18 protein-coding genes and 1 pseudogene are annotated in these 21,394 nt (G+C 72.8%); 12 read left to right on the forward strand and 7 right to left on the reverse strand.

Annotated elements, in window-relative coordinates:
• The first annotated feature begins 4 nt into the window (after window positions 1-4).
• The 5 genes from ACZ6ZR_RS08290 (at window position 5) to ACZ6ZR_RS08310 (ending at window position 5,471) form a co-directional block, all read left to right on the forward strand.
• On the forward strand, window positions 5-919 hold the full coding sequence (locus ACZ6ZR_RS08290) for a carbohydrate ABC transporter permease (protein WP_465640644.1): 915 nt from the start codon (window positions 5-7) through the stop codon (window positions 917-919).
• Window positions 912-1,754 (forward strand): carbohydrate ABC transporter permease, encoded by an 843-nt coding sequence (locus ACZ6ZR_RS08295; RefSeq protein WP_465640646.1) that lies wholly within the window; start codon window positions 912-914, stop codon window positions 1,752-1,754. The genes ACZ6ZR_RS08290 and ACZ6ZR_RS08295 overlap by 8 nt, the downstream gene beginning before the upstream one ends.
• 23 nt (window positions 1,755-1,777) lie before the next feature.
• Window positions 1,778-3,115 (forward strand): GH1 family beta-glucosidase, encoded by a 1,338-nt coding sequence (locus ACZ6ZR_RS08300; RefSeq protein ID WP_465640648.1) that lies wholly within the window; start codon window positions 1,778-1,780, stop codon window positions 3,113-3,115.
• A gap of 137 nt (window positions 3,116-3,252) precedes the next feature.
• Window positions 3,253-3,615 (forward strand): effector-associated constant component EACC1, encoded by a 363-nt coding sequence (locus tag ACZ6ZR_RS08305; protein ID WP_465640650.1) that lies wholly within the window; start codon window positions 3,253-3,255, stop codon window positions 3,613-3,615.
• The gene (locus ACZ6ZR_RS08310) at window positions 3,612-5,471 is read left to right on the forward strand and encodes a caspase, EACC1-associated type (RefSeq protein ID WP_465640652.1); all 1,860 of its coding nucleotides are present in this window, start codon (window positions 3,612-3,614) and stop codon (window positions 5,469-5,471) included. Before ACZ6ZR_RS08305 ends, ACZ6ZR_RS08310 begins: the two co-directional genes overlap by 4 nt.
• 27 nt (window positions 5,472-5,498) lie before the next feature.
• Here ACZ6ZR_RS08310 and ACZ6ZR_RS08315 read toward each other — a convergent pair whose 3' ends face one another.
• Window positions 5,499-6,542, reverse strand: coding sequence for a M36 family metallopeptidase (locus tag ACZ6ZR_RS08315; RefSeq protein ID WP_465640654.1), 1,044 nt, complete (start codon window positions 6,540-6,542; stop codon window positions 5,499-5,501).
• Between the two features lie 232 nt (window positions 6,543-6,774).
• Here ACZ6ZR_RS08315 and ACZ6ZR_RS08320 point away from each other — a divergent pair, with 232 nt between their 5' ends.
• From ACZ6ZR_RS08320 to ACZ6ZR_RS08340, 5 genes and pseudogenes are all read left to right on the forward strand, one after another.
• Entirely contained in the window at window positions 6,775-7,152 is a 378-nt protein-coding gene (locus tag ACZ6ZR_RS08320; RefSeq protein ID WP_465640656.1) for an effector-associated constant component EACC1, read from the forward strand.
• Between the two features lie 66 nt (window positions 7,153-7,218).
• Window positions 7,219-8,028 (forward strand): SDR family NAD(P)-dependent oxidoreductase, encoded by an 810-nt coding sequence (locus tag ACZ6ZR_RS08325; RefSeq protein ID WP_465640658.1) that lies wholly within the window; start codon window positions 7,219-7,221, stop codon window positions 8,026-8,028.
• Between the two features lie 271 nt (window positions 8,029-8,299).
• A pseudogene (locus tag ACZ6ZR_RS08330) lies at window positions 8,300-9,112 on the forward strand (collagenase); the annotation flags it as partial.
• Between the two features lie 97 nt (window positions 9,113-9,209).
• A complete protein-coding gene (locus ACZ6ZR_RS08335) occupies window positions 9,210-9,674 on the forward strand; it encodes a hypothetical protein (protein WP_465640660.1) in 465 nt (154 codons plus the stop codon).
• Between the two features lie 34 nt (window positions 9,675-9,708).
• Window positions 9,709-10,392: a hypothetical protein gene (locus ACZ6ZR_RS08340; protein ID WP_465640662.1), complete on the forward strand. Its 684-nt coding sequence runs from the start codon at window positions 9,709-9,711 to the stop codon at window positions 10,390-10,392.
• 9 nt (window positions 10,393-10,401) lie between these two features.
• On the opposite strand, the gene ACZ6ZR_RS08345 is transcribed toward ACZ6ZR_RS08340, so the two are convergent.
• Window positions 10,402-10,974 carry an EF-hand domain-containing protein gene (locus ACZ6ZR_RS08345; RefSeq protein WP_465640663.1) on the reverse strand — a complete coding sequence of 191 codons (573 nt, stop codon included), beginning with the start codon at window positions 10,972-10,974 and terminating at the stop codon, window positions 10,402-10,404.
• Window positions 10,975-11,190: 216 nt separating this feature from the next.
• Between ACZ6ZR_RS08345 and ACZ6ZR_RS08350 the strand changes: the two genes are divergently transcribed.
• A complete protein-coding gene (locus tag ACZ6ZR_RS08350) occupies window positions 11,191-13,155 on the forward strand; it encodes an N-acyl-D-amino-acid deacylase family protein (RefSeq protein WP_465640665.1) in 1,965 nt (654 codons plus the stop codon).
• On the opposite strand, the gene ACZ6ZR_RS08355 is transcribed toward ACZ6ZR_RS08350, so the two are convergent.
• From ACZ6ZR_RS08355 to ACZ6ZR_RS08365, 3 genes are read right to left on the reverse strand one after another with little or no spacing between them, the layout of a single operon-like run.
• Window positions 13,110-13,970 (reverse strand): formyltransferase family protein, encoded by an 861-nt coding sequence (locus tag ACZ6ZR_RS08355; protein ID WP_465640667.1) that lies wholly within the window; start codon window positions 13,968-13,970, stop codon window positions 13,110-13,112. The genes ACZ6ZR_RS08350 and ACZ6ZR_RS08355 overlap by 46 nt on opposite strands.
• Window positions 13,971-14,006: 36 nt before the next feature.
• Window positions 14,007-16,034, reverse strand: a complete 2,028-nt coding sequence (locus ACZ6ZR_RS08360) for a CocE/NonD family hydrolase (RefSeq protein WP_465640668.1) — start codon at window positions 16,032-16,034, stop codon at window positions 14,007-14,009.
• A 21-nt stretch (window positions 16,035-16,055) separates the two neighbouring features.
• Window positions 16,056-17,537: a peptide MFS transporter gene (locus ACZ6ZR_RS08365; RefSeq protein WP_465640670.1), complete on the reverse strand. Its 1,482-nt coding sequence runs from the start codon at window positions 17,535-17,537 to the stop codon at window positions 16,056-16,058.
• Window positions 17,538-17,756: 219 nt separating this feature from the next.
• Here ACZ6ZR_RS08365 and nicT point away from each other — a divergent pair, with 219 nt between their 5' ends.
• The gene (nicT, locus tag ACZ6ZR_RS08370; protein ID WP_465640672.1) at window positions 17,757-18,860 is read left to right on the forward strand and encodes a Nickel transporter NicT; all 1,104 of its coding nucleotides are present in this window, start codon (window positions 17,757-17,759) and stop codon (window positions 18,858-18,860) included.
• Window positions 18,861-18,873: 13 nt separating this feature from the next.
• Here the strand turns inward: nicT and ACZ6ZR_RS08375 are convergent, their stop codons facing one another.
• Together ACZ6ZR_RS08375 and ACZ6ZR_RS08380 are read right to left on the reverse strand one after the other, a co-directional pair.
• Window positions 18,874-19,368 (reverse strand): hypothetical protein, encoded by a 495-nt coding sequence (locus tag ACZ6ZR_RS08375; protein WP_465640673.1) that lies wholly within the window; start codon window positions 19,366-19,368, stop codon window positions 18,874-18,876.
• A gap of 886 nt (window positions 19,369-20,254) precedes the next feature.
• Window positions 20,255-21,241, reverse strand: coding sequence for a helix-turn-helix transcriptional regulator (locus tag ACZ6ZR_RS08380; RefSeq protein ID WP_465640675.1), 987 nt, complete (start codon window positions 21,239-21,241; stop codon window positions 20,255-20,257).
• Window positions 21,242-21,394: the final 153 nt, after the last annotated feature.

The raw sequence follows: 21,394 nt of genomic DNA on the forward strand, positions 1-21,394 counted from the left end.
CCCGATGCGACAGCGATTCGGCCGACGTGCCCTGCCCTACCTGCTCCTGCTCCCGGCGCTCGCCCTGGAGCTGCTGATCCACCTGGTCCCGATGGTGGTCGGCATCGCGATGAGCTTCAAGCAGCTCACCCAGTTCTTCATCCGGGACTGGTCGGCCGCGCCCTGGTCCGGCCTCGCCAACTACCGCGTGGCGGTGGACTTCGACGCACCGATCGGCCGGTCGCTGCTGCACTCCTTCTGGGTCACCTGCCTGTTCACCGCCCTGGCGGTCGGGCTCTCCTGGCTGCTCGGGACGGCGGCGGCGATCTTCCTCCAACAGGAGTTCCGGGGGCGGGGGTTGCTGCGCACCGTGTTCCTGGTGCCGTACGCGCTGCCGGTCTACGCGGCGGTGATCACCTGGTCGTTCATGTTCCAGCGGGACACCGGCCTGGTGAACCACCTGCTGGTGGACCAGCTGCACCTGCTCGACGAGAAGCCGTTCTGGCTGATCGGCGAGAACAGCTTCTGGGCCCTGGTGGTGGTCGCGGTCTGGAAGACCTGGCCGTTCGCCTTCCTCACCCTGATGGCCGGCCTGCAGAACATCCCGCGCGAGCTCTACGAGGCCTCGGCGATCGACGGGGCCGGCGTCTGGCAGCAGATCCGCCGGATCACCCTGCCCTCGCTGCGGCCGGTCAACCAGGTGCTGGTGCTGGTGCTCTTCCTCTGGACCTTCAACGACTTCAACACCCCCTACGTGCTGTTCGGCAAGTCCGCCCCCGAGCAGGCCGACCTGATCTCCATCCACATCTACCAATCCTCCTTCGTCACATGGAACTTCGGCTCCGGCTCGGCCATGTCCGTGCTGCTGCTGCTCTTCCTGCTGCTGGTGACGGCGGTCTACCTGTTCGTCGGCTCGCGTCGGAGGGACGCCGATGCTTAAGCCTCCTTCGTCCTTCCTGTGGGCCCGCCGGGTGTTCCTCACCCTGCTGACCGCGTTCGTGCTCGGGCCGGTGCTGGTGATGCTCAGCTCCTCGCTCAAGCCGCTGCGGGACGTACAGGGCCCGTTCCGGTGGATACCGAGCGAGCTGACGCTCCGTCCGTACGTGGACATCTGGACGACCGTCCCGCTGGCCGACTACTTCGTCAACTCCCTGATCGTGTCGGTGAGTGCGACGCTCTGCTCGGTGGCCATCGCGGTCTTCGCGGCCTACGGGGTGAGCCGCTACCGCTTCCGCGGGCGCAAGCTCTTCACCGTCACGGTGCTCTCCACCCAGATGTTCCCCGGCATCCTCTTCCTGCTGCCGCTCTTCCTCATCTTCGTGAACCTCGGCAACGCCACCGGCGTCGCCCTCTACGGCAGCCGAGGCGGGCTGATCCTCACCTACCTCACCTTCTCGCTCCCGTTCTCGATCTGGATGCTGGTCGGCTACTTCGACTCCATCCCAAGGGACTTGGACGAGGCGGCGGCGGTGGACGGCTGCGGCCCGCTGCGCACCCTGCTGCGGATCGTGGTCCCCGCGGCCACCCCCGGCATCGTCGCCGTCTCGGTCTACGCCTTCATGACCGCCTGGGGCGAGGTGCTGTTCGCCTCGGTGATGACCAACCGGACCACCCGCACGCTCTCCGTCGGGCTCCAGGGCTACGCCACCCAGACCGACGTGTACTGGAACCAGGTGATGGCCGCCTCGTTGGTGGTCAGCGTCCCGGTGGTGGCCGGCTTTCTCCTGCTGCAGCGCTATCTGGTCGCCGGCCTCACCGCCGGGGCCGTCAAGTGACCCTCTCCGAAAGGCTTTCTGACATGGAACTCCGTTCTCTCCCCGACGACTTCGTCTGGGGAGCGGCCACCGCCGCCTACCAGATCGAGGGCGCCGTCGCCGAGGACGGCCGGGCCCCGTCGATCTGGGACACCTTCTCCCACACCCCGGGGAAGGTCGACAACGGCGACACCGGTGACGTGGCGTGCGACCACTACCACCGCTGGCCGGAGGACCTCGGCCTGGCCACCCGGCTGGGCCTCGGCGCCTACCGCTTCTCGATCGCCTGGCCCCGGGTGGTGCCGCAGGCCGACGGCGTGGTCAACCCGGCCGGGCTGGCCTTCTACGACCGGCTGGTGGACGCCCTCCTGGAGGCCGGCATCACGCCCTTCCCGACCCTCTACCACTGGGACCTCCCGCAGGCCCAGCAGGACCGGGGCGGCTGGGCGGAGCGGGCCACCGCCGAACGCTTCGGCGAGTACGCGGCGGTGGTCGCCGAGCGCCTGGGCGACCGGGTGACGCACTGGGCCACTCTCAACGAGCCGCTCTGCTCGGCCTGGATCGGCCACCTGGAGGGCACTATGGCCCCCGGCCTCACCGACCTCACCACCGCCGTCCGGGCCTCCTACCACCTCCACCTCGGCCACGGCCTCGCCGTCCAGGCCCTGCGGGCCGCCGTCCCGGGCGCCCGGATCGGCATCGTCAACAACCTCAGCCCGATCCTGCCCGCCTCCTCCTCGGCCGCGGACCTGGCCGCCGCCGTCCGGGCCGACGGCCACATCAACCGGTGGTGGCTGGACCCGGTCTTCGGCCGGGGCTACCCGGAGGACATGGTCAAGCTCTACGGGGTCGAACTCCCGGTCCAGGACGGCGACATGGAGCTGATCGGCGCGCCGCTGGACTGGATCGGCCTGAACTACTACTTCCGCCAGTTCGTCACCGACGACCCGTCCGGCCCGGCGCCGGGCTTCCGCCAGGTGCGCGGAGCGAACGCCGAACACACCGCGATGGACTGGGAGGTGCACGCCCCAGGCCTCGAAGAGCTGATCCTCCGTCTCTCCCGTGAGTACGGCGCCGCCAAGATCTACGTCACCGAGAACGGCTCCGCCTACGCCGACACCGTCACCCCCGAGGGCGCCGTCCACGACCCCGGCCGCACCGCCTACCTGGAGCAGCACCTCGCCGCCTGCGACCGCGCCGTGGCCCAAGGCGCTCCGCTGGCGGGGTACTTCGCCTGGTCCCTGCTGGACAACTTCGAGTGGGCCTACGGCTACGACAAGCGCTTCGGCCTGGTCCACGTCGACTACGAGACCCAGCGACGGACCGTGAAGACCAGCGGCTTGCGCTACGCCGAACTCATCGCCGCCCACCGCAGCCGCTGAGCTCCGGAGGGGCCGGTCGGGCGAGCGCCCTGGCCGGCCTTCCGCGTTCGGCTTCCGACTCCGGTCGTAGACTCCAGGGAGTCCGGAGCCGAGGAGGGGCAGTGGAGGCATGGATCTCCGTACTGGGTGGGGACCCGGTGCACGAACTTCAGGAACTCGACGGGTGGTTGAACGAGGAGCCGGAGCTGCGGGGGATGGTGCGGCCCCGGGTCGCGCCGCCGGGCCACGGTGAACTCGGCTCGCCTTACGACGTGTTGATCGCGGCGATCGGCAGCGGTGGGGTCGTCACCGTCCTGGCCGGATCGCTGCACGGCTTCCTGACCCGCCCGCGCGGCGCCGACGTGCGGATCTCGGTCTCCTCCCCGAACGGCCGGAGCGTCGAGCTGGAGGCCCAACGGGTCGAGGACGTGGAGGCCTTGTTGCGCCAGGTGATCGCCGCCACGGAGGTGTCCGGCGAGGCCGAAGTCGAGGGCGGCGGAAGGCGCGAGGTCGAGGCGTGAGCAGGGCGGTCGACCCGGAGCGGTCGCGGGTGGTGCTGGTCGGCACCTCGGTCCACGGTGACGAGCGGCTGCCCGATCTGGAGGTGGTCGCGGCCGGAGTCGCTGACCTGGCCCGGGTGTTGACCGACCCGGGGCTCGGCGGATTCCCGGCGGAGCACTGCCGCACCGTGCCGCCGGACGCCGACCTGGCCCGGGTGGGGGAGGAGTTGGCGGCCGCCGCCGAGGAGGCCGAGGACCTGCTGCTGGTCTACTTCGCCGGGCACGGCCTGATCGACCGGCGGGGCAAGCTCCACCTGGGCCTGGCCGGTACCCGCGTCGACCGGCTCCCCTACACCGCCCTGCCCTTCGAGGCCGTCCGGGAGACCTTCCTGGACAGCCGGGCGGAGAACCGCGCGCTGATCCTGGACAGCTGCTTCAGCGGCCGGGCGGTGGGTCGTCCGATGGCGGGGCCGGCGCAGCCCTACCTCGCCGAGCTGGAGGTCTCCGGTGCCTTCACCCTCACCTCGGCCCCGGCCAACCGGGCTGCCCTGATGCTGGACGGGGAGCCGCACACGGCGTTCACCGGGCGGCTGCTCCGGCTGCTGGAAGAGGGCAGCCCGCAGGCCGGTCCGATGCTCACCCTGGCGGACCTGTTTCGGCACCTGCGTTCCCAACTCGCCGCCGAGGGTCTCCCGTTGCCGCAGCACCTCGGCACCGACACGGCCGGTGAGCTGGGACTGGTCCGTAACCGGCAGGTGAGGACGGGCGGTCGGCCTCCGGTGGGGCAGACGCTCCCGGTCCTGGTGCACGCAGCCGTCACCGGGCCGGCCTCGCCGGAGCGGAAGGCGGTCCCCGAGGTCGCGGAACGGGCGATCGAAGAGGCACTCCGGCAAACCGCCCGGGCGGACACCAAGCAGCTGCGGCGCATCCTCCTCGCCTCCGTGGCCCCGGTGGTCGCCAGGGTCTCGGTCGAGCAGGCCCTGGGCATGGCCGCCACCGTCTCCGACCCGGACCGACGGCAGTCGATCACGGCGGACATCGCCGTGGTGCTCGCCGCCGAGGACCCCTTCAGGGCCATCGACATGGCACAGAGCCTCTGGGAACCGTACCGGACCGAGGCCATCGCGGAGAGCGCCCGGGTCGACGGCCAGCGCGACCGGAAGGACGGGCTGTACCTGCTGGACACCTATCTCCTGTCCGACTGGAGTCCGAGCCGGAAGAGTGCGGTCTCCTGGGAGGACGTGGTGCGCTCGGTCGCGGCCTTCGCGCCGGACCGCGCGGAGGAGCTCGCCGACGCCCTGCCGGAGGGCTACTCCCGCACCGTGGCCCGCGCCCGTGTCGCCCTGGCCCTGGCGACAGCAGACCCCGGCCGCGCCCTCCGGCTGCTGCCCGACCGCTGCGGACCCTGGGAGACGCCCTCCGTCGCCGAGGCGCTGGCCACCGTCGACCCGGACCGAGCGCTCGCCTTCCTCGCCCCCCATGCGGACCAACAGCCTTACTCCCACGCGCTGGTGGGCGTCTGCCGCGCGGTGGCCGCCACCGATCCCGGGCGGGCCGTCCACCTCGCCGACACCATCGCCGAACGCTCCTGCCGGGCCGAGGCCCTGGCCGCCGTGGCTGCCGTGGCCGGCGCCGCCGACCCGGACCGTGCCGTGGAGATCATCCGCACCATCGGCGACTCCAAGGTCGAGCAGGCCGCCCGCGCCGATCTGGCCCCCGTCCTCGCCGCCACCGACGCGCACGGCGCGATGGCCCTGGCGGGCACCGTCACGGACAGCCCCTGGACGGTGTACGCCCTCTCCGGGACCGCCGCCGTCCTGCTCGGCGCCGGCCACCGCCGAAGGAGTGCCACCACCCTCGCAGCAGGTCTCCGCTGAACCGCGGGGACGGCGGCACCGCACCGGCTACAAACCCGGGATCTGCCGGGCGGCGAAGGCCTGACGGACCGTCGCCGCCGCCTGGTCGCCGTACATGGTGCGGGCGGTGGCCACGGTGGTGAGGGCGGCGGCGGAGAAGGAGGTGTCGGGGGCGAAGGAGAACTGGGCGTTGACGATCAGGCGGTCGGCGGTGCGGGGGCCGAGGGCCTTGCGGATGTCGTAGAGGGCCTGGGACCAGATCTCGCCGTCGGCGTGCACCTCGCCGACGCGGTCGGCGTAGACCTTGCCGGTGTCGAGGCGGCGCAGGCAGTGCGGCGTGGTGGTGGTGTAGGAGGTGGAGTCCCAGTCGCCGACGCAGGCCTGGTCGGTGCGGCCGGTCCAGCCGTAGCGGGCCTGGGCGGCCTGACCGACCGTCAGGGCGAGGTAGTCGCCGAAGGCCTCGCCGATCGAGCCGGCCTCCGGCGAGCTGCCGAAGCCGGGGACCTGGGCCTCGTGCACCGCGTGGCCGTACTCGTGGACGATCACCTCGGCGTCCTCGGCGTCGTCCACGCCGCCCTTGCCGAGGCGGATCTCGTCCTTCTTGTCGGTGAAGAAGGAGTTGTCCGAGCCCCACTGGTTGAGCCGGACCTGCTGGACTTTGTCGTTGGCCCCGCGCAGCTCGCTGCCGAAGCCGAGGCCCTGGAGGTACTCCTGTGCCTCGTTGACCCAGAAGTACGCCATCACCTGCTCGAACTGGTCGGCGCTGCGGGTGTACCGGAAGTCTCCGGTGGCCGAGCGCGCGGGGGTGCCGGTCTCCGAGCGGACCGCCGCCCACCGCCCGGAGAGGCCGCCGCTCGCGTCGAGGTTGCGCAGCGCCACGGTGGCGTAGGCGGAGGCCGGCACGGCGGAGTCGGCGTCCTTGGAGTCGGTCAGCGACTGGTCCCCGGTGGCCTGCACGGGGTTGACCCGGAACACCTGGCCCACGGGCGCGGTGGCGGGAGCGGCGACGGCCGGGGCGAGCGGCACCGCGAGGGTGGCCAGGGCGGCGGTGGTGGCCAGGGCGAGGCGGGAAGCGCGGGTGGTGCGGGACAAGGCTCCTCCAGGGCGGGCTGGGGCGAGGGTGCTGGGGCCAGGGTGCTGCGGCCCCGACCGATCGGTCGGGGCCGACGGCGGGGATCATGCCGCATCGCCGGAGGATTGGACAGACCTTGGACGGAACCCGCCGGTCGGCCCCTAACGCGCACGCCCCGCCGCCGGGTTAGGGGGTTGCCAAACGGTTTTCGGGCCGCCGAGACTCCAAGGAGGCCGGAGCGGAGGAGGGGCAGTGGAGGCGTGGATCTCGGTGCAGGGCGGGGACCAGGTACGCGAACTGCGGGAGCTCGGGGCGTGGTTGGAGGACGAACCGCTGCTGCGGGGCCGCATCAGGGCCCGTGCCGTGCGGCACTGGCGGGGTGAGCTCGGCACGCCCTACGGCGTGCTGGTCGGGGCGGTCGGCGGCGGCCGGGCGATCGGCGCGCTGGCCGACTCGCTGCACGCGTTCCTGGCCAGGCCCCGCGCGGCCACCGTGCGGATCGCGGTCTCCGCGCCGGACGGGCGCACCGTGGAGCTGGCGGACCAGGGACCCGAGGAGGTCGAGGTGCTGGTGCGCGGAGTGCTCACCGCCGCCCACTGGCCGGCCGTGGACGGGGTGCTCGCCTCCTGAGGATCCGTCAGTACCCGCTCCGTCCGTATGATCGTCGGGATCAGGATCCGGGGGAGTGGGGGCGTCGTGGCGGAGCAGCGTGTGGTGGTCGTCACCGGGGGCGGGACGGGGATCGGGGCGGCCACCGCCCGGGTGCTGCGGGCGGCGGGGCACGAGGTGGTGGTGTCCGGGCGGCGGCGGGAGCCGTTGGAGGTGGTGGCGGCGGAGACCGGGGCGGTGGCGCACCCTGCGGACGGCACGGACGAGCGGCAGGTGGCGGGGCTCGTCGCGGCGACGGTGGAGCGGTTCGGGCGGCTGGACGGGCTGGTGCTGAACGCGGGGACCGGGCGGCCCGGGGCGGTCGGGGAGCTCGCGCTCGAGGACTGGGAGGCGGTGCTGCGGACCAACGTGACCGGGCCGTTCCTGGTGCTGCGGGCGGCGCTGCCGCACCTGCTGGCCGGTGACGGGGGGTCGGTCGTCGGGGTGGCCTCGGTCTCCGCGCTGCGCAACGGGCACGGCAACGCCGCGTACGCCACCTCCAAGGCCGCGATGCTCCAGCTCTGCCGCTCCGTCGCGGTGGACTACGGGCGCCGGGGGCTGCGGGCCAACGTGGTCTGCCCCAGCTGGGTCCGGACCGAGATGGCCGACCGTCCGATGGGCCGCCTCGCGGAGCTGTCCGGGCACGACTCGCTGGACGCCGCCTATGCGGAGGCCACCCGGCTCAACCCGCTGGCCCGGCCCGGCGATCCGGCCGAGGTCGCCGAGGCCGTCGCCTGGCTGCTCTCCCCGGCCGCGAGCCTGGTCAACGGCGCCGTCCTGAACGTCGACGGTGGCATCAGCGCGGTGGACCCGGGCACCGTCCCGTTCGCCTTCGGCGTCGTGCCCCGGCAGGGCTGACGCACCCTCAGGGACGGCGGCGAGGCCGAGTTCCGTCAGCGCCATTGAAAAGCAATGTGACGTGTGCCATTTTACCTCGCAGGCCCGCCGCTGGCGGGCGTCTACTCCACCCCCCAGGGAGTGAACCTTGCGTGCCATCACCAGCACCCTGCTGACCGCAGCCCTCGTGGCCGTCCCCCTCACCGCGGCCCAGGCGGCCCAGGCCGCCCAGCCCACGAAGCCCACCGAGCTCACGTCCGCGCAGGCCGTCGCGGACCCGTCCCAGCGGCCCGCCCACGGCAGCGGCCAGGGCACCCCCGGCCTGGCCGCTGCCGTGGGCGGCAGGCTGGAGTCGCGGATCCTGCCGATCGTCCACACCTGCAGCCCGTCGCTGCGGATCCGGGCGCAGGAGATGACGGCCGACCAACTGGCCGCCACCTGCAACAGCCTGGCCAACCAGGACGCCTACTTCCACGGCGTGGTCAAGGACTCCGGGCCGGTCGCCAACGACCTCAACACCACCCTCGAGGTCGACGTCTTCAACTCCAGCGCCGACTACAAGTCCTACGCCGGGAAGATCTACGGCATCAACACCAACAACGGCGGCATGTACCTGGAGGGCGACCCGGCCAAGGCGGGCAACCAGCCGCGGTTCATCTGCTACGAGCGCACCGACGTCAGCCCCGGCTGGCAGATCTGGAACCTCAACCACGAGTACACCCACTACCTCGACGGCCGCTTCGACCTCTACGGCGACTTCAACGCCAGCCAGACCACCCCGACCGTCTGGTGGGGCGAGGGCATCGCGGAGTACGTGTCCTACTCCTACCGCGGCGTCACCTACGCCAACGCGGTGGCCGAGGCGGGCAAGCACACCTACGCCCTCCGGACGCTGTTCGACACCACCTACGACAACACCGACACCAACCGCACCTACAACTGGGGCTACCTGGCCGCCCGTTACATGGTCGAGAAGCACCCGGCCGACGTCGCCACCGTCCTCGGCCACTACCGCACCGGGAACTGGACCGCAGCCCGCACCTTCCTCACCTCGCTCAACTACGAGAGCGACTGGAACACCTGGCTGACCGCCGTGGCCGCCGGCGCCTGACCCCTGACCCCCACCTCCGCCGTGCCCGGACGTCCCCTCCGGCCACGGCGGAACCGGCCCGACGGCCGCCGACCTTTGGTTGCACGGGCTCATGAGCGCCATCCTCACCAGTGTGATGGCCGTCCTCGGCACCCTGTTCGGGTCTCTGCTTACCCATCTGTTCCAGCAGCGTTCGGCCCGCCAGGCGGAGTGGAGTGCGCGGGCCGAGCGGCACCGTCAGGAGCGGATCGAGGCCTTCGGGGCCTTCGCGGGGGTGCTGGTGGAGCTCCGGCAGGCGCTGATGCACCACTGGCACTGTGTGCACCAGGGCATCGACGCCGACGAGGAGCCAGCCCTGCGCAGCCGGTCCTTCGAGCTGCGCTCGCGTGCCCAGCACGCGCTGTTCCAGGTGCAGTTGACCGCCAGGTCGGCCGAGATCGCCACGCTCGCGGCCGAGGCCTTCGAGACGGTCGGCCGGCTCGACCGGGCCGCCGACCTGGCGGACGCGACCGCCCGGCGGGACGCCACCCGGCTGCTGATCGACGAGTTCGTGGCGGCCGCCCGGCAGCACCTGTGAGGCCCTGACGGATCCTCAGGGGATAATCGCCACCGTGACTGAGCAGCGCGAATGGACTCATGACGGCACCGAACTCGCCTGGCTGTCGGACCGGCTCGGCCGGCCGGAGCCCGGCCCCGGGCACCTGGTGTCCCAGCTGCTCCCTGACGGGTACGAGGCGTACGTCCGGATCTTCCACCGACTCGAGAGCATGGACGGCGCCGTCCAGGGCCCGAGTTGGCGGGAGTGGGCGGAGCGGTCGGGCGTCCCGTTCCTCCCGGAGCTCTCGCACCGCTGGCTGAAGGACGGCCTGGAGACCCAGGACGAGGACGGCGAGGTGACCACGGTGCGGTGGGTGGCGGAGGACGGGGCGCTGGACGCCGCCAGCCGCCGCGCGCTGGCCGCCCTCCTCGGGACGCTGACCGACGGTCGGCCGGTGCACTTCGGCTACGACCTCGCCGCCGTCCTCAACGGTCTGGAGGGCCCGCTGCTGCGTACCGCCCCGCTGGCAGGCCTGGAGCAGCTGCGCGCCGAACTGGCCTCCGCCGTCGGCGAGTCCGGCCCCGAGTACTGGTGGCCCGAGGACCGCGCCTGGGTGGTGTGCACCGACTACGACCTCCTCTCCACCTACGTGGCCTGCACCGCCGCCACCGCCGCCCTCATCCTGGGCGATCCTGACCTGGAGACCATCGAGGTCACCCACGGGACCCGGGTCGACTGGGGTACCGAGGTGCCGTGAGGAACAAACTCAGCCGGTTGCGGTGAGGAAGGCGTCCCCGAAGAGCCAGTTGCCGGGGGCCTCGGGGTCCCTGCTGGTGAAGAACTGCCAGAGGGCGATGGAGAGTTCGTCGACCGAGAGGTGGCCGTCGCCGTCGAGGTCGAGGTGGGCGAAGGCGGTGCGGGCGGCGTCGGGGGCCACGTCGAGGGCGCGCTGGAGGAGGGCGAACTCGGCCTGGGTGACCAGGCCGTCGCCGTCGCGGTCGCAGAGTGACCAGAGCGGTGCGCAGACGCTGCGGGCGGCGGCCAGTGGGTCGGCGGGGGGTGCGGCGGCCAGCCGGAGCATGCCGGTGCGGTACTCGTCGGGGTCGATCCGGCCGTCGTGGTCCAGGTCGAGGCCCTCGGAGAGCGACCGCCACCACGCGGAGGCGGCCCGCAGGACGGTGACCGACTTCGCCGAGTCGAAGGGCTCGCCGGTGGCGGCGATGGCCCGGGCGGCGAGGGTGAGCACGTCCCCGGCGTCGATGGCGCCGTCCCGGTTCTGGTCCGCATAGCCGAAGCTGATGTCGAACTTCCGTTCCAGCAGCCGTTCCTGCTCCGGCACGCGGGGCTCCTGTCGCCGTGCGGCGGCCGGTCGTGGTGGCCCGGCCCTGGGGTCAAGACCTTAGGGCCGCCGTCGTGCGGGGCGGCCCTGGCGCGGCCGTGGCACACCGGGCCTCTGGGCCGAACGGGCGGCCGCCGTGCGGGGCTCCGGGGCGGAGCCGGGCGGCTGACCTAGGGTCGGAGGATCGTGCGGCCGGAGCGGAGGGGGCGGTGGACGGTGCACCACGGCGGGGACCACAGCGGGGACCACGGGACGGACCAAGGGCTCGACCTGCTGCTCACCGGCGCGACGGTGGTGGACGGCACCGGCCGGGACGGCTACCGGGCCGAGGTCGGCGTGCGGGACGGCCGGGTGGCGGTGGTCGGTCCGGAGGCGGAGTGCGGCCCGGCGCGCGAGCGGCTGAAGGTCGACGGGCTGGTGCTGGCGCCGGGGTTCGTGGAGCTGCACAGCCACGCCGATCCGGAGGCGCTGCGGTCGGGCGCGGAGAGCTCGCTGCGCCAGGGCGTGACCACCGAGATCCTCAACCCGGACGGCTTCGGCACGGTGGGAGCACCGTGGACGGACATCATGGCCAGCCCGGACGTCACCCGGACCCTCGCCTTCGCCGGGCGGCCGCCCGGGATCGCCGTCAACGTCGGTGCCTACGTGGGCCTCGGCGCGGTCTGGGCAGAGGGCGCGGGCTGGCAGGACACCCGCCCGGACGCGCGGGCGCTGCGCCGGATGCGCGCGTCGGTCCGGGCGGCGATGGCCGCGGGTGCCTGGGGGGTCTCCGGCGGCCTGTACTACCCGCCGAGTTCGTACGGCAGCACCGACGAGGTGGTCGAGGTGGTCTCGGCCGCGGCGGAGTGGCGGACGGTGTTCAGCAACCACATCCGCAACGAGGGCGCCGAGGTGCTGGCCGCCACCCGGGAGAGCCTGGAGATCGCCGGACGGGCCGGGCTGGTCGGCGTGATCGCCCACATGAAGGCGATGGGCCCGGCCAACTGGGGCGCCACCGAGGCGACCCTCCGGGCGGTGGCCGAGGCCCGGGCCGCGGGGCAGCGGGCGGCCGGTGAGGTCTACCCCTACCTGTCCAGCCGGACCGGCCTGGCGGTGCTGGTGCCGCCCGAGTACCGCTCCGGGGGCGGCGAGGCCATGCTCGCGCGGTTCGCCGACCCGGCCCTGCGCCCGGAGATCGCGGCCGGGGTGGTGCGGGTGCTGCACTCCCGGGTGGCGGACGCCCGCAGCGTCCACCTGGAGGGCGAGGGGCTGACCCTGGGTCAGTACTGCGCCGAGAACGCGGTCGGGGCGGGCGAGGCGGTGATCCGCCTGCTGGAGCAGGACCGGGAGGCGATGGCGGTCTACGACTTCGGCCACGAGGCCGACCTGGAGCGGATCCTGCGCCAGCCGTTCGTGGCCGTCGCCTCCGACGGCGGCGCCTGCCGGGACGAGCGGACCCACCCGCGCAACTACGGCACCCAGCCCCGGGTGCTGGCCCGCTACGTGCGGGACCGTCACCTGCTGACGCTCCCTCAGGCCGTCCGCCGGATGACCGGCCTGCCGGCCTCCGTGCTCGGCATGACGGACCGGGGGGTGGTCGCCCCGGGGGCGGTGGCCGACCTGGTGCTGTTCGACCCGGCGGCCATCCGCGACCGGGCCACCTACGAGCGGCCCCGGCAGTACGCGGAGGGGGTGCGGCACGTGCTGGTCGCGGGCGTCTTCGCGCTGCGCGACGGCGAGCTGACCGGAGCGCGGGCCGGGCGGGTGCTGCACCGGCCGCCGCACGCGGTCAGCGATCCGGACACCGGACTGCCGGGCGGGCCGCGCGAAGGTGAGCCGGGGGTCGTGGTGGTGGAGGTGAAGGGCGGAAGCCCGGCGGGGGAGTGCGAGGTGAGCCTGCGCGGCCCGGGGCACGGTGCGGCGGCGGAGGGGGAGGCGGTGCTGTGCACCCCGGACGGCCGCTCCTTCACCCTCACCCAGCCGGGCAGCCTGCGGGCGGGCGGTCTGCCGCCGGGTGGTGACTGGGCCGCGCTGACCGGGACCGGAAGGCTCGGGGACGGCCGCACGGCGGTGTGCGGGCTGACGGTGCAGACGGCGGACCCCCGGCACGGCGGGCGGCCCAGCGCGGCCTGGGAGCTCGACGGCCGTCCGGTCGGCTACGGCCCGCTGGAGGGCACCGTCACCGTGACCGGCGCGGGCTGAGCGGCCGTCAGCAGGCCGGAGGTGAACGGCCCGAGCAGCTCCCGGTGGTCGGACGGGTCGACCAGGCGCAGCCCCCGGCGGTGGAAGGCGGCGAAGTCGGCGGCGCCCGGGAGCGAGCGGTAGCGGCGCAGGCCCCGGTCCTGCCGCAGGGCCGGCACCGGCCGGCCCGCGAGCACCCGGGGCAGCAGGTCCAGCAGCACCGCCACACCCCGGGGGTAGGTGTGGGCGACGTGCCAGGCCAGCGAGCGGGAGGTGTCGACCGGCAGCCGTCCGATGCCGAGGACCGGCCCGGTGTCGATGCCCCGGTCGATCCAGTGCACCGTGCAGCCGATCGAGCGGCGGCCCTCCAGCAGGGTCCAGAACGGAGAGAACAGGCCCGCGTAGCGCGGGAGTTCACCCGGGTGCACGTTGATCACGCCGAGCCGGGGCAGGGCGAGCACCGGCTCGTGGAAGATCAGGCTGAACCGGGCCGAGATGATCAGGTCGGGCCCGAAGCGGCGCAGCAGCGCCAGTCCGTCGCCCTGGTTCACCTCCCGCACGCTGTGGCACTCCAGCCGGTGACGCCGCGTCAGGTGGCCGAAGCTGAGCAGCTCTCCGGAGGGGGCGGGCAGGGCGTCCAGGGCGGGGAACAGGGCCCGGTTGGGCAGGTCCCGCTCGAAGCGCTTGAGCCTGGCCAGCTCCGGCACGGTGTGCTCGACGCCCCGGTCCACCTCGGACATCAGCACCTGGATCCGGTGGCCGGCCAGCCCCGGCAGCAGCTGGTTGAGGGCCAGGCAGCCCGGCAGGTCCCGCTTGGTGCAGACGGTGATGCGCATGGCGGCTCCGGTTCGGCTCGCGGTTCGGCTCGCGGTTCAGCTCGCGGTTCGGGGGATGCGCCGCTCCCAGTCCCGTTCGAAGACCACGTCGCCGCCCTCCAGGGCGGTGAGGTGGTTGTGGACGGTGAAGTGGTGGGCGTCGCAGGTGATTTCGGAGTGGGTGCGGACGGTGGTGTCCCAGCCGATGTCGGGGCGCTGGAGGCGGACGGTCCAGTCGGAGCGGGTGGTGGCGGAGAGCGGGGAGTCGGCGAGGATCGAGTAGGACTCCAGGGCGTGTTCGTCGAAGACCAGGCCGTCGGGGTAGATCCGGGTGCCGCCGTAGTTGGGGTCCACCTCCAGGCGGTGTTCGCCGGTGGCGACGTCGCGCAGCAGCAGGCGTTCGGGGCGGGCGGTGAGCGGCTCGGGGAAGACCACGTCCAGGCCCACCGCCTGCTCCGGGGGTTCGAAGGTGACCGGCGGGGAGCCGGCGTCGGCGGCCAGGTGGCGGACGGGGAGGACGAGGCGGCTGTGGCCCGGGTCGACCTCGAAGCCGGAGGGGTCGGGCTGGGGCCAGATCCAGGGCCAGTAGGCGGAGGAGAGGGAGAGCCGCAGGCGGTGGCCGGCCGGGAAGGCGTGGGCGATGGAGACCAGCTCGAAGGAGACGTCCGCCACCTCGCCCGGGGTCCATTCGACCACCCGGTCGCGGCCCTGACGGGAGCTCAGGTTGAGCACGCCGCGGGTGACCAGGGTGGAGGAGCCGTCGGGGGCGACGTCGCACAGCCGGGCGGCCACCTGGCCGCGCCGGGCCCGGCTGCGCACCCGCAGCCGCACCGAGGCCCGCCCGAGGACCTCGACCGGCTCGGGCAGCGGCTGCGAGTCGAAGCAGACCGAGCGCCCGTCCTCCTCGCGCTGGTCGGGCGGCAGGTCGGAGGCGTTGCCGAAGGGGAAGAACCGCCCGGCGTCGATGCCGGTGTGCTGCGGGGAGCGGACCTCGACGTAGCGGTCGGCGGAGGTGCCGGCGGTGCGCAGCGCGTCGTCGAGGCCGTAGCCGACCTCCCGGACGTCGGGTGAGGGCCAGCCGTCGTCACCGACCCAGCGGCCGGGCCGGTTGGCGTACACCGTCGCGGGCGGCACCGACTCGTTCATCCAACTGCGCAGCGCGGGCTCGGACATGACGCCGTTGTCGACGCCCTTGAGCCAGTGGTCCCACCAGCGCAGGGTCTCCTGGAGGAAGCCGATCGCGGGGCCGGGCGGCAGGCCCCGGTCGGGGTACTGGTGCGACCAGGGGCCGATGATGCCGCGCACCGGCGCGTCCAGGTGCTCCAGCAGCCGCAGCACGGTGTCCCGGTAGGGGTCGGCCCAGCCGCCGACCGCGAGCACGGCGGCCTTGATCGCGCCGTAGTCCTCGCAGACGCTGCCGTGCCGCCAGTAGTCGTCCCGCACCTGGTGGGTGAGCCAGGGGTGGACGAAGGGCTCGACGGCGGCGAGGCGCTCCAGCCACATCCGGCGCCAGTCGTCCCCGACGTACTTCGGGTCCGGCGGGCGGGCGACGAAGGCCAGCATGGTGGCGGACCAGGCGTGCATGTCCACCGCGAGCAGCGAACCGCCCATGTAGTGCACGTCGTTGTCGTAGCGGTCGTCGGTGGAGCAGACGGTGACCACGGCCTTGAGCGGTTCGGGGGCCAGCGCGGCGATCTGGAGGCTGTTGAAGCCGCCCCAGGAGATGCCGAACATGCCGACCTTCCCGCTGCACCAGGGCCGGGCGGCCAGCCACTCCACCACCTCGACGCCGTCGGCCAGCTCCTGCGCGGAGTACTCGTCGCCGGGCAGGCCGCCGGAGTTGCCGTGCCCGCGGACGTCCACCCGGACCGAGGCGTAGCCGTGGCCGGCGTACCAGGGGTGGCGCTGGGCGTCGCGCGGGGCAGTCCAGTCGGTCAGCCGGTAGGGCAGGTACTCCAGCAGGGCGGGCACCGGTTCGTCGGTGACGGGGCGCCAGATCCGGGCGTACAGCTCGACCCCGTCGGAGAGCGGGATGCGCAGGTCCTCGCGGGTGGTCCCGTACGGGTACTGCGACGGGTGCTGCATCGGTGGGCCTCCTAGGAGCCGTCAGCGGACGGGGTGCATGGTGCGGCGCATCCAGGGCAGCGCGAGGTGCAGCGCGACGCCGGCGGCCACCGCGAAGGCGCCGAGCCAGCCGTAGTAGGCGGCGTCGGAGACCTCGCCGTAGAGCTTGGTCAGCTGGGCGGCGATGCCCTGGGAGAGGGCCAGCGAGAGGAACCAGACGGCCATGGTCTGGCTGGCGAAGTGACGAGGCGCCAGCTTGCTGGTGGCGGACATGCCGGTGGTCTCCAGCAGGATGTCGCCGACGCCCATGAAGAGGTAGCAGCCGAGCAGCCAGAGCCCGGCGACCCGGTAGTCGCCGCTCTTGCCGGCGGTGGCCGGGACCAGCACCAGGAAGGCGGCCCCGGCGGCGAACAGCGAGTAGGCGATCTTGCGGGAGGCGTGCGGCTGGTGGTGGTCCATCCGGGCCCACAGGGCGGCCACCACCGGGGCCAGCAGCACCTCGATGGCGCCCAGGATCGAGGTCCACCAGCTGGAGGGGAAGTGCCAGCCGAAGATCGAGTTGTCCACGTGGTCCACGGCCAGCAGCGCCAGCGTGGTGTACGAGGAGAACAGCACCAGGTTGAAGACCACCGAGGCCAGGAAGAGCACCACGTACGGGCGCAGCCGCCCGCGCTCCTCCCGGCTGACCTCGGGGGAGCGGAACATGACGGCGAAGTAGGCGATCGGGGCGAGCACCGAGACCAGGGTGATCAGGTCCACGGCGCGGTCCATGGTGAGCCAGCCGACCGCCCAGAGCAGCAGCCCGACGGCGGCGACCGCGGCCACCACGAGCAGGGCCAGGCGTCCCCAGCGGGCGCGTTCGGCGGAGGTGAGCGGGTGGACCGGGCCCCGGCCGCGGTGCAGGGTGGTGCGGCCCAGCACGTACTGGACCACGCCGAAGGTCATGCCGACCGCGGCGGCGGAGAAGCCCCAGTGCCACCCCTTGTTCTGGCCGAGCCAGCCGCTGACCAGCGGACCGGCGAAGGCGCCGATGTTGATGGCCATGTAGTAGAGGGCGAAGCCGGCGTCCCGGCGGTCGTCGTCGGTGGCGTAGAGGCCGCCGACCAGGGTGGCCGCGTTGGGTTTGAGGAAGCCGGTGCCGACCACGATCAGGCCCAGGCCCACCCAGGTCATGGCGGCGGTGGGCACCGACATCGTGTAGTGGCCGCAGGCGATCAGCACCCCGCCGTAGAGCACGGAGCGGTAGGAGCCGAGCATCCGGTCGGCGACCCAGCCGCCGACCACCGAGGTCAGGTAGACCAGCGTGCCGTAGGCGGAGACCACCGAGGCGGCGGTCCCCTGGGCCATGCCCAGGCCGCCGTCGGCCACCGAGTCGGCGAAGTAGAGGACCAGGATGGCCTGCATGCCGAGGAAGGAGAACCGCTCCCAGACCTCCAGGCCGGAGAGGGTGAGCAGGCCCCGGGGGTGCCCGAAGAAGGAACGGTCGAGTTGGGCGGCGTCCTTGCGCTCGGTATCCGTGGTCACAGGAACAGACAATAGGGGACATTTATGGCGATTTCCTGACGGGGTGTGAGCTGGGGAGCCGTCAGGGCAGCGCCCGGTCGCCGTCGAGTGCTCCCGTACGCCGGGGTGGCGCAGTTGCGAACGGCTTGCAACTGCGCCCCGCCAGGGGGAAGGATGGCCCAGCTCAGCGCTCTGGGCATCTCGTACGACTTACCTGCGACCTACCTGGAGGAACGCCGCATGGCTGCGCCCGCGAGACTGCGCGACCGGCTCACCCGCGAGGAGTGGATCCGGCTGGCCGGCATGGGCGGCTTCGTGCTGGCCCTGCACGTGATCGGCTGGTTCACCCTGATCGCCCTGGTCGCCCCCGAGGAGTACGACGTCGGCGGCCAGGTCTTCGGCGTCGGCATGGGCCTGACCGCCTACACCCTCGGCATGCGGCACGCCTTCGACGCCGACCACATCGCGGCCATCGACAACACCACCCGCAAGCTGATGGGCCAGGGCCAGCGCCCGCTCTCGGTCGGCTTCTGGTTCTCGCTCGGCCACTCCTCGATCGTCTTCGGGCTCTGCGCGCTGCTCGCCTTCGGCATCCAGTCGCTGGCCGGGCAGGTCGAGTCGGACGACTCCGCCCTGCACGACATCACCGGCCTGATCGGGGTCAGCGTCTCCGGCGTCTTCCTGGTGCTGATCGGCCTGATCAACCTGGGCGCCTTCAACGGGATCCTCAAGGTCTTCCGCAAGATGAAGGTCGGCGAGTACGACGAGGCCGAGCTGGAGCGCCAGCTCGACAAGCGCGGCTTCCTCAACCGGATCCTCGGCAAGGTCACCAGGGCTGTCACCAAGCCCTGGCACATGTACCCGGTCGGCCTGCTCTTCGGCCTCGGCTTCGACACCGCCACCGAGGTCTCGCTGCTGGTGCTGGCCGGCGGCGCGGCCGCCTTCCAACTGCCCTGGTACGCGCTGCTGGTGCTGCCGGTGCTGTTCGCGGCCGGGATGAGCCTGCTGGACACCATCGACGGCTCGTTCATGAACTTCGCCTACGAGTGGGCGCTCTCCAAGCCGGTCCGCAAGATCTACTACAACCTCACCGTCACCGGCCTCTCGGTGCTGGTCGCGCTGGTGATCGGCACCATCGAGCTGGTCGGCCTGCTGGGCGAGAAGCTGGAGATCACCTCCGGCCCGGTCGCCTGGATCGGCGCGATCAACCTCGACCTGGTCGGCTACGCGATCGTCGGCCTGTTCGTCCTCACCTGGGCCGCCGCCTACGGCTACTGGAAGCTGGCCCGGGTCGAGGAGCGCTGGACGGCCGCCATGGCCAAGGGCGCAGCGGCCAACGACTGATCCCAGGGAGCCCTCACTCCTCCCGCAGGCCGTCCGCGACCGCCGCCAGTTGCCCCGGCGTCAGCGGACGGCCTGTCAGCACGAGAGCCCACTGCCAGCGCGCGTCCCGCCAACGGTGCAGGTGAACCGCCGGGTTGAGCGCCCAGCCGGCCAGGTAGGGCGCGTCCCCGAGCGGCTGCCGCACCAGCTGCGCGCCGGTCGGGAGCCCGGCCGCCGGGAGCGGGTCGAGGTCCACCACCAGGTACCCCGTCTCCGGGTCTCCGTCGACCGGGGCCGGCAGCGGCCGGTCCCGGAAGTGGGCCCGTACGCTCTCGTAACGGTGGAGCTCAGCCGCGTCTGCCTCGGTGACCGGTCCGAACGGCTCCTCCGGCAGTGCGGCAGGGAAGGTGAGTTCTGTGAGCTCCTCCAGGTACCCGCATGCGGTCGAGGTCGCACGCAGCAGTACACCCCACTCCTCGTCCACCCACAGCTCGACCGGCTCACCGTCCGGGCCCTGGGTCCGCCGCACCCTTGCTGCTCGACCGTCCCACTCCGCCGCCCACTCGTCCAGGCTCCCCGCCAGACCGGCCGGACCTGGCACCAGCAATCGAGCGGGCCGCGGCTCGAACGCCCAGAACCACCCCTCCTCCGGGAACACCCACCCCGGTGGATCCCACGGAGCCCGGCCCCTCTGACGGGAACCTGACCACATCGACGGTCCTCCCGAAAGCGTGGTTCAACTCCGCGCCATCAGGTGCCGCACCTGAGGTGGGTCCATCTGCGCCATCGGCCTTCCAAGTGGAACAGGTCTGGTCGGTCGCACCCTCGATGTTCACGCCGCACTCATACGTGTACGAGGCGGAGAAGTTGCCCGGCCCCGACCAAGGCGCGGAGTTCAGCGTCAGTCGCCACCGTCGTGATTCGCCACCGAACAGATACTCCTTCAGCCCCAGCTTCACCTGCTGCACCGGTTCGCAAGAGGAACCACTGCAACGGGCCTCGATCGCTCACACGTCGGCAGAGTTGTAGACGTAGTCTGTCGCTGGGGCGCCCTTCCGCAGCACGTACCCACGTGGTGCGGCCGTCCGTGGTTCAACCGGAGGTGGCGTCAGCTGGTCCTGTGCGGGACCAGGCAGGTCAACGACGGGAGTGCCACTGTCCGGCAGTGGCGAGTCGGCGAAGTAGGCGACTGTGCGCGGCTGGTCGGCAGCGCGGGCCGTCGGCATCCCCGTGGTGAGCAGGAGGGCGATGGCGGCGACGCCCATCGTCCTGGAGGTCGGATTCATCCTGCACACCGCTTTCAGGCAAGGCCGGATGCTCCTCGTTATACCTGGGCCGGGGCCCGGTGGCCTCCCCGCCGTGCCGACGCCACCCGTCCGGGGGATGGGCCGGGCTTGCCCGGCCGTGACGGTGGCTCAGAGCCAGCCGCGCCGGGCCGCCTTGAGGCCGGCCTCGAAGCGGCTGGCGGCGTCCAGACGCTCCATCAGGGCGGCCATCTGGCGGCGGACGGTGCGGACGGAGACGCCGAGGCGCTTGCCGGCGGCCTCGTCGGTGAGGCCGGTGGCGAGCAGGCGCAGGAGTTCGCGCTCGGTGGGGTTGAGGCCGGTGTCCCGGCAGGAGGCCGGGTCGGCGCCGAGCGGAGTCGCGGTGTCCCAGGCCTGTTCGAACAGGGCCACCAGGGAGGCGACCAGGCCCGGCTCGGTGGTGCAGAGGGCTCCGGCCTTGGTGTCGGCGGGGTCGATCGGGACCACCGCGACCCGGCGGTCGAAGACCAGCAGGCGGGGCGGCAGCATCGGGGCGGTGCGCACCTGGCCGCCGAGCCCGGCCATCCACTGGGCGTAGAGGAAGGTCGGCAGGTCGTTGCGCGCGGAGTCCTGGTAGAGCGTCAGCAGCCGGACGCCGCGCGCCATCGCGTCCTGGTCCAGCGGCCGGGAGGCCTCCAGGCTGGCGGCGGACTGCGCCCCGCCGGGCATCACCGAGAGGCACTCCTCGGTCAGGCCTTCGGTGAGCACCTCCAGCTTGGCCTGGATCGCGTCCAGCCCGTGGAGCCGCTCGGCCTGTACCGCGCCGGTGCCCGGCCGTAGGTCGGCGTACTCCGCCACGGCCCGCGCCGCAGCCGCCCTGCTGAGCGCCAACTCCTGCTGCCTCCGGGCGAGTTCCTCCTCCTGGCGGCGCAGGATCAGCTCCAGGCCGCGCTCCGGACTGACCGGGCGCAGCCGGCCCGGATGGTCCCGGGAGGCGCGCAGCAGGGTGAGGTCGGCGAGCCGGTCCAGCGCTTCGCGGACCACCGGCTCGGAGAGCGAGAGCCGCTCGCACAGCTCGGCGAGGCAGTCGTCCGGGCGGGCCAGCAGCTCGCGGTAGACGGCCTCGGCGGTCGGGTCCAGGCCCAGGAGTTCCAGCACGTCGGCAGTCCCCCACAGCTCGTCGTGTACGCGTCGCGCGCGTGATCCGGATCTTCACATTCCGTGCGTCCGGTGCGCAAGCCCGTCCGCGGCGGGACGGGCCCGGGCGGGGCGGGGGGGCGGCCCGGGCAGGATGCTGCCAGGCATGTTCGT

The sequence above is a fragment of the Kitasatospora sp. NPDC088742 genome (assembly GCF_055584905.1).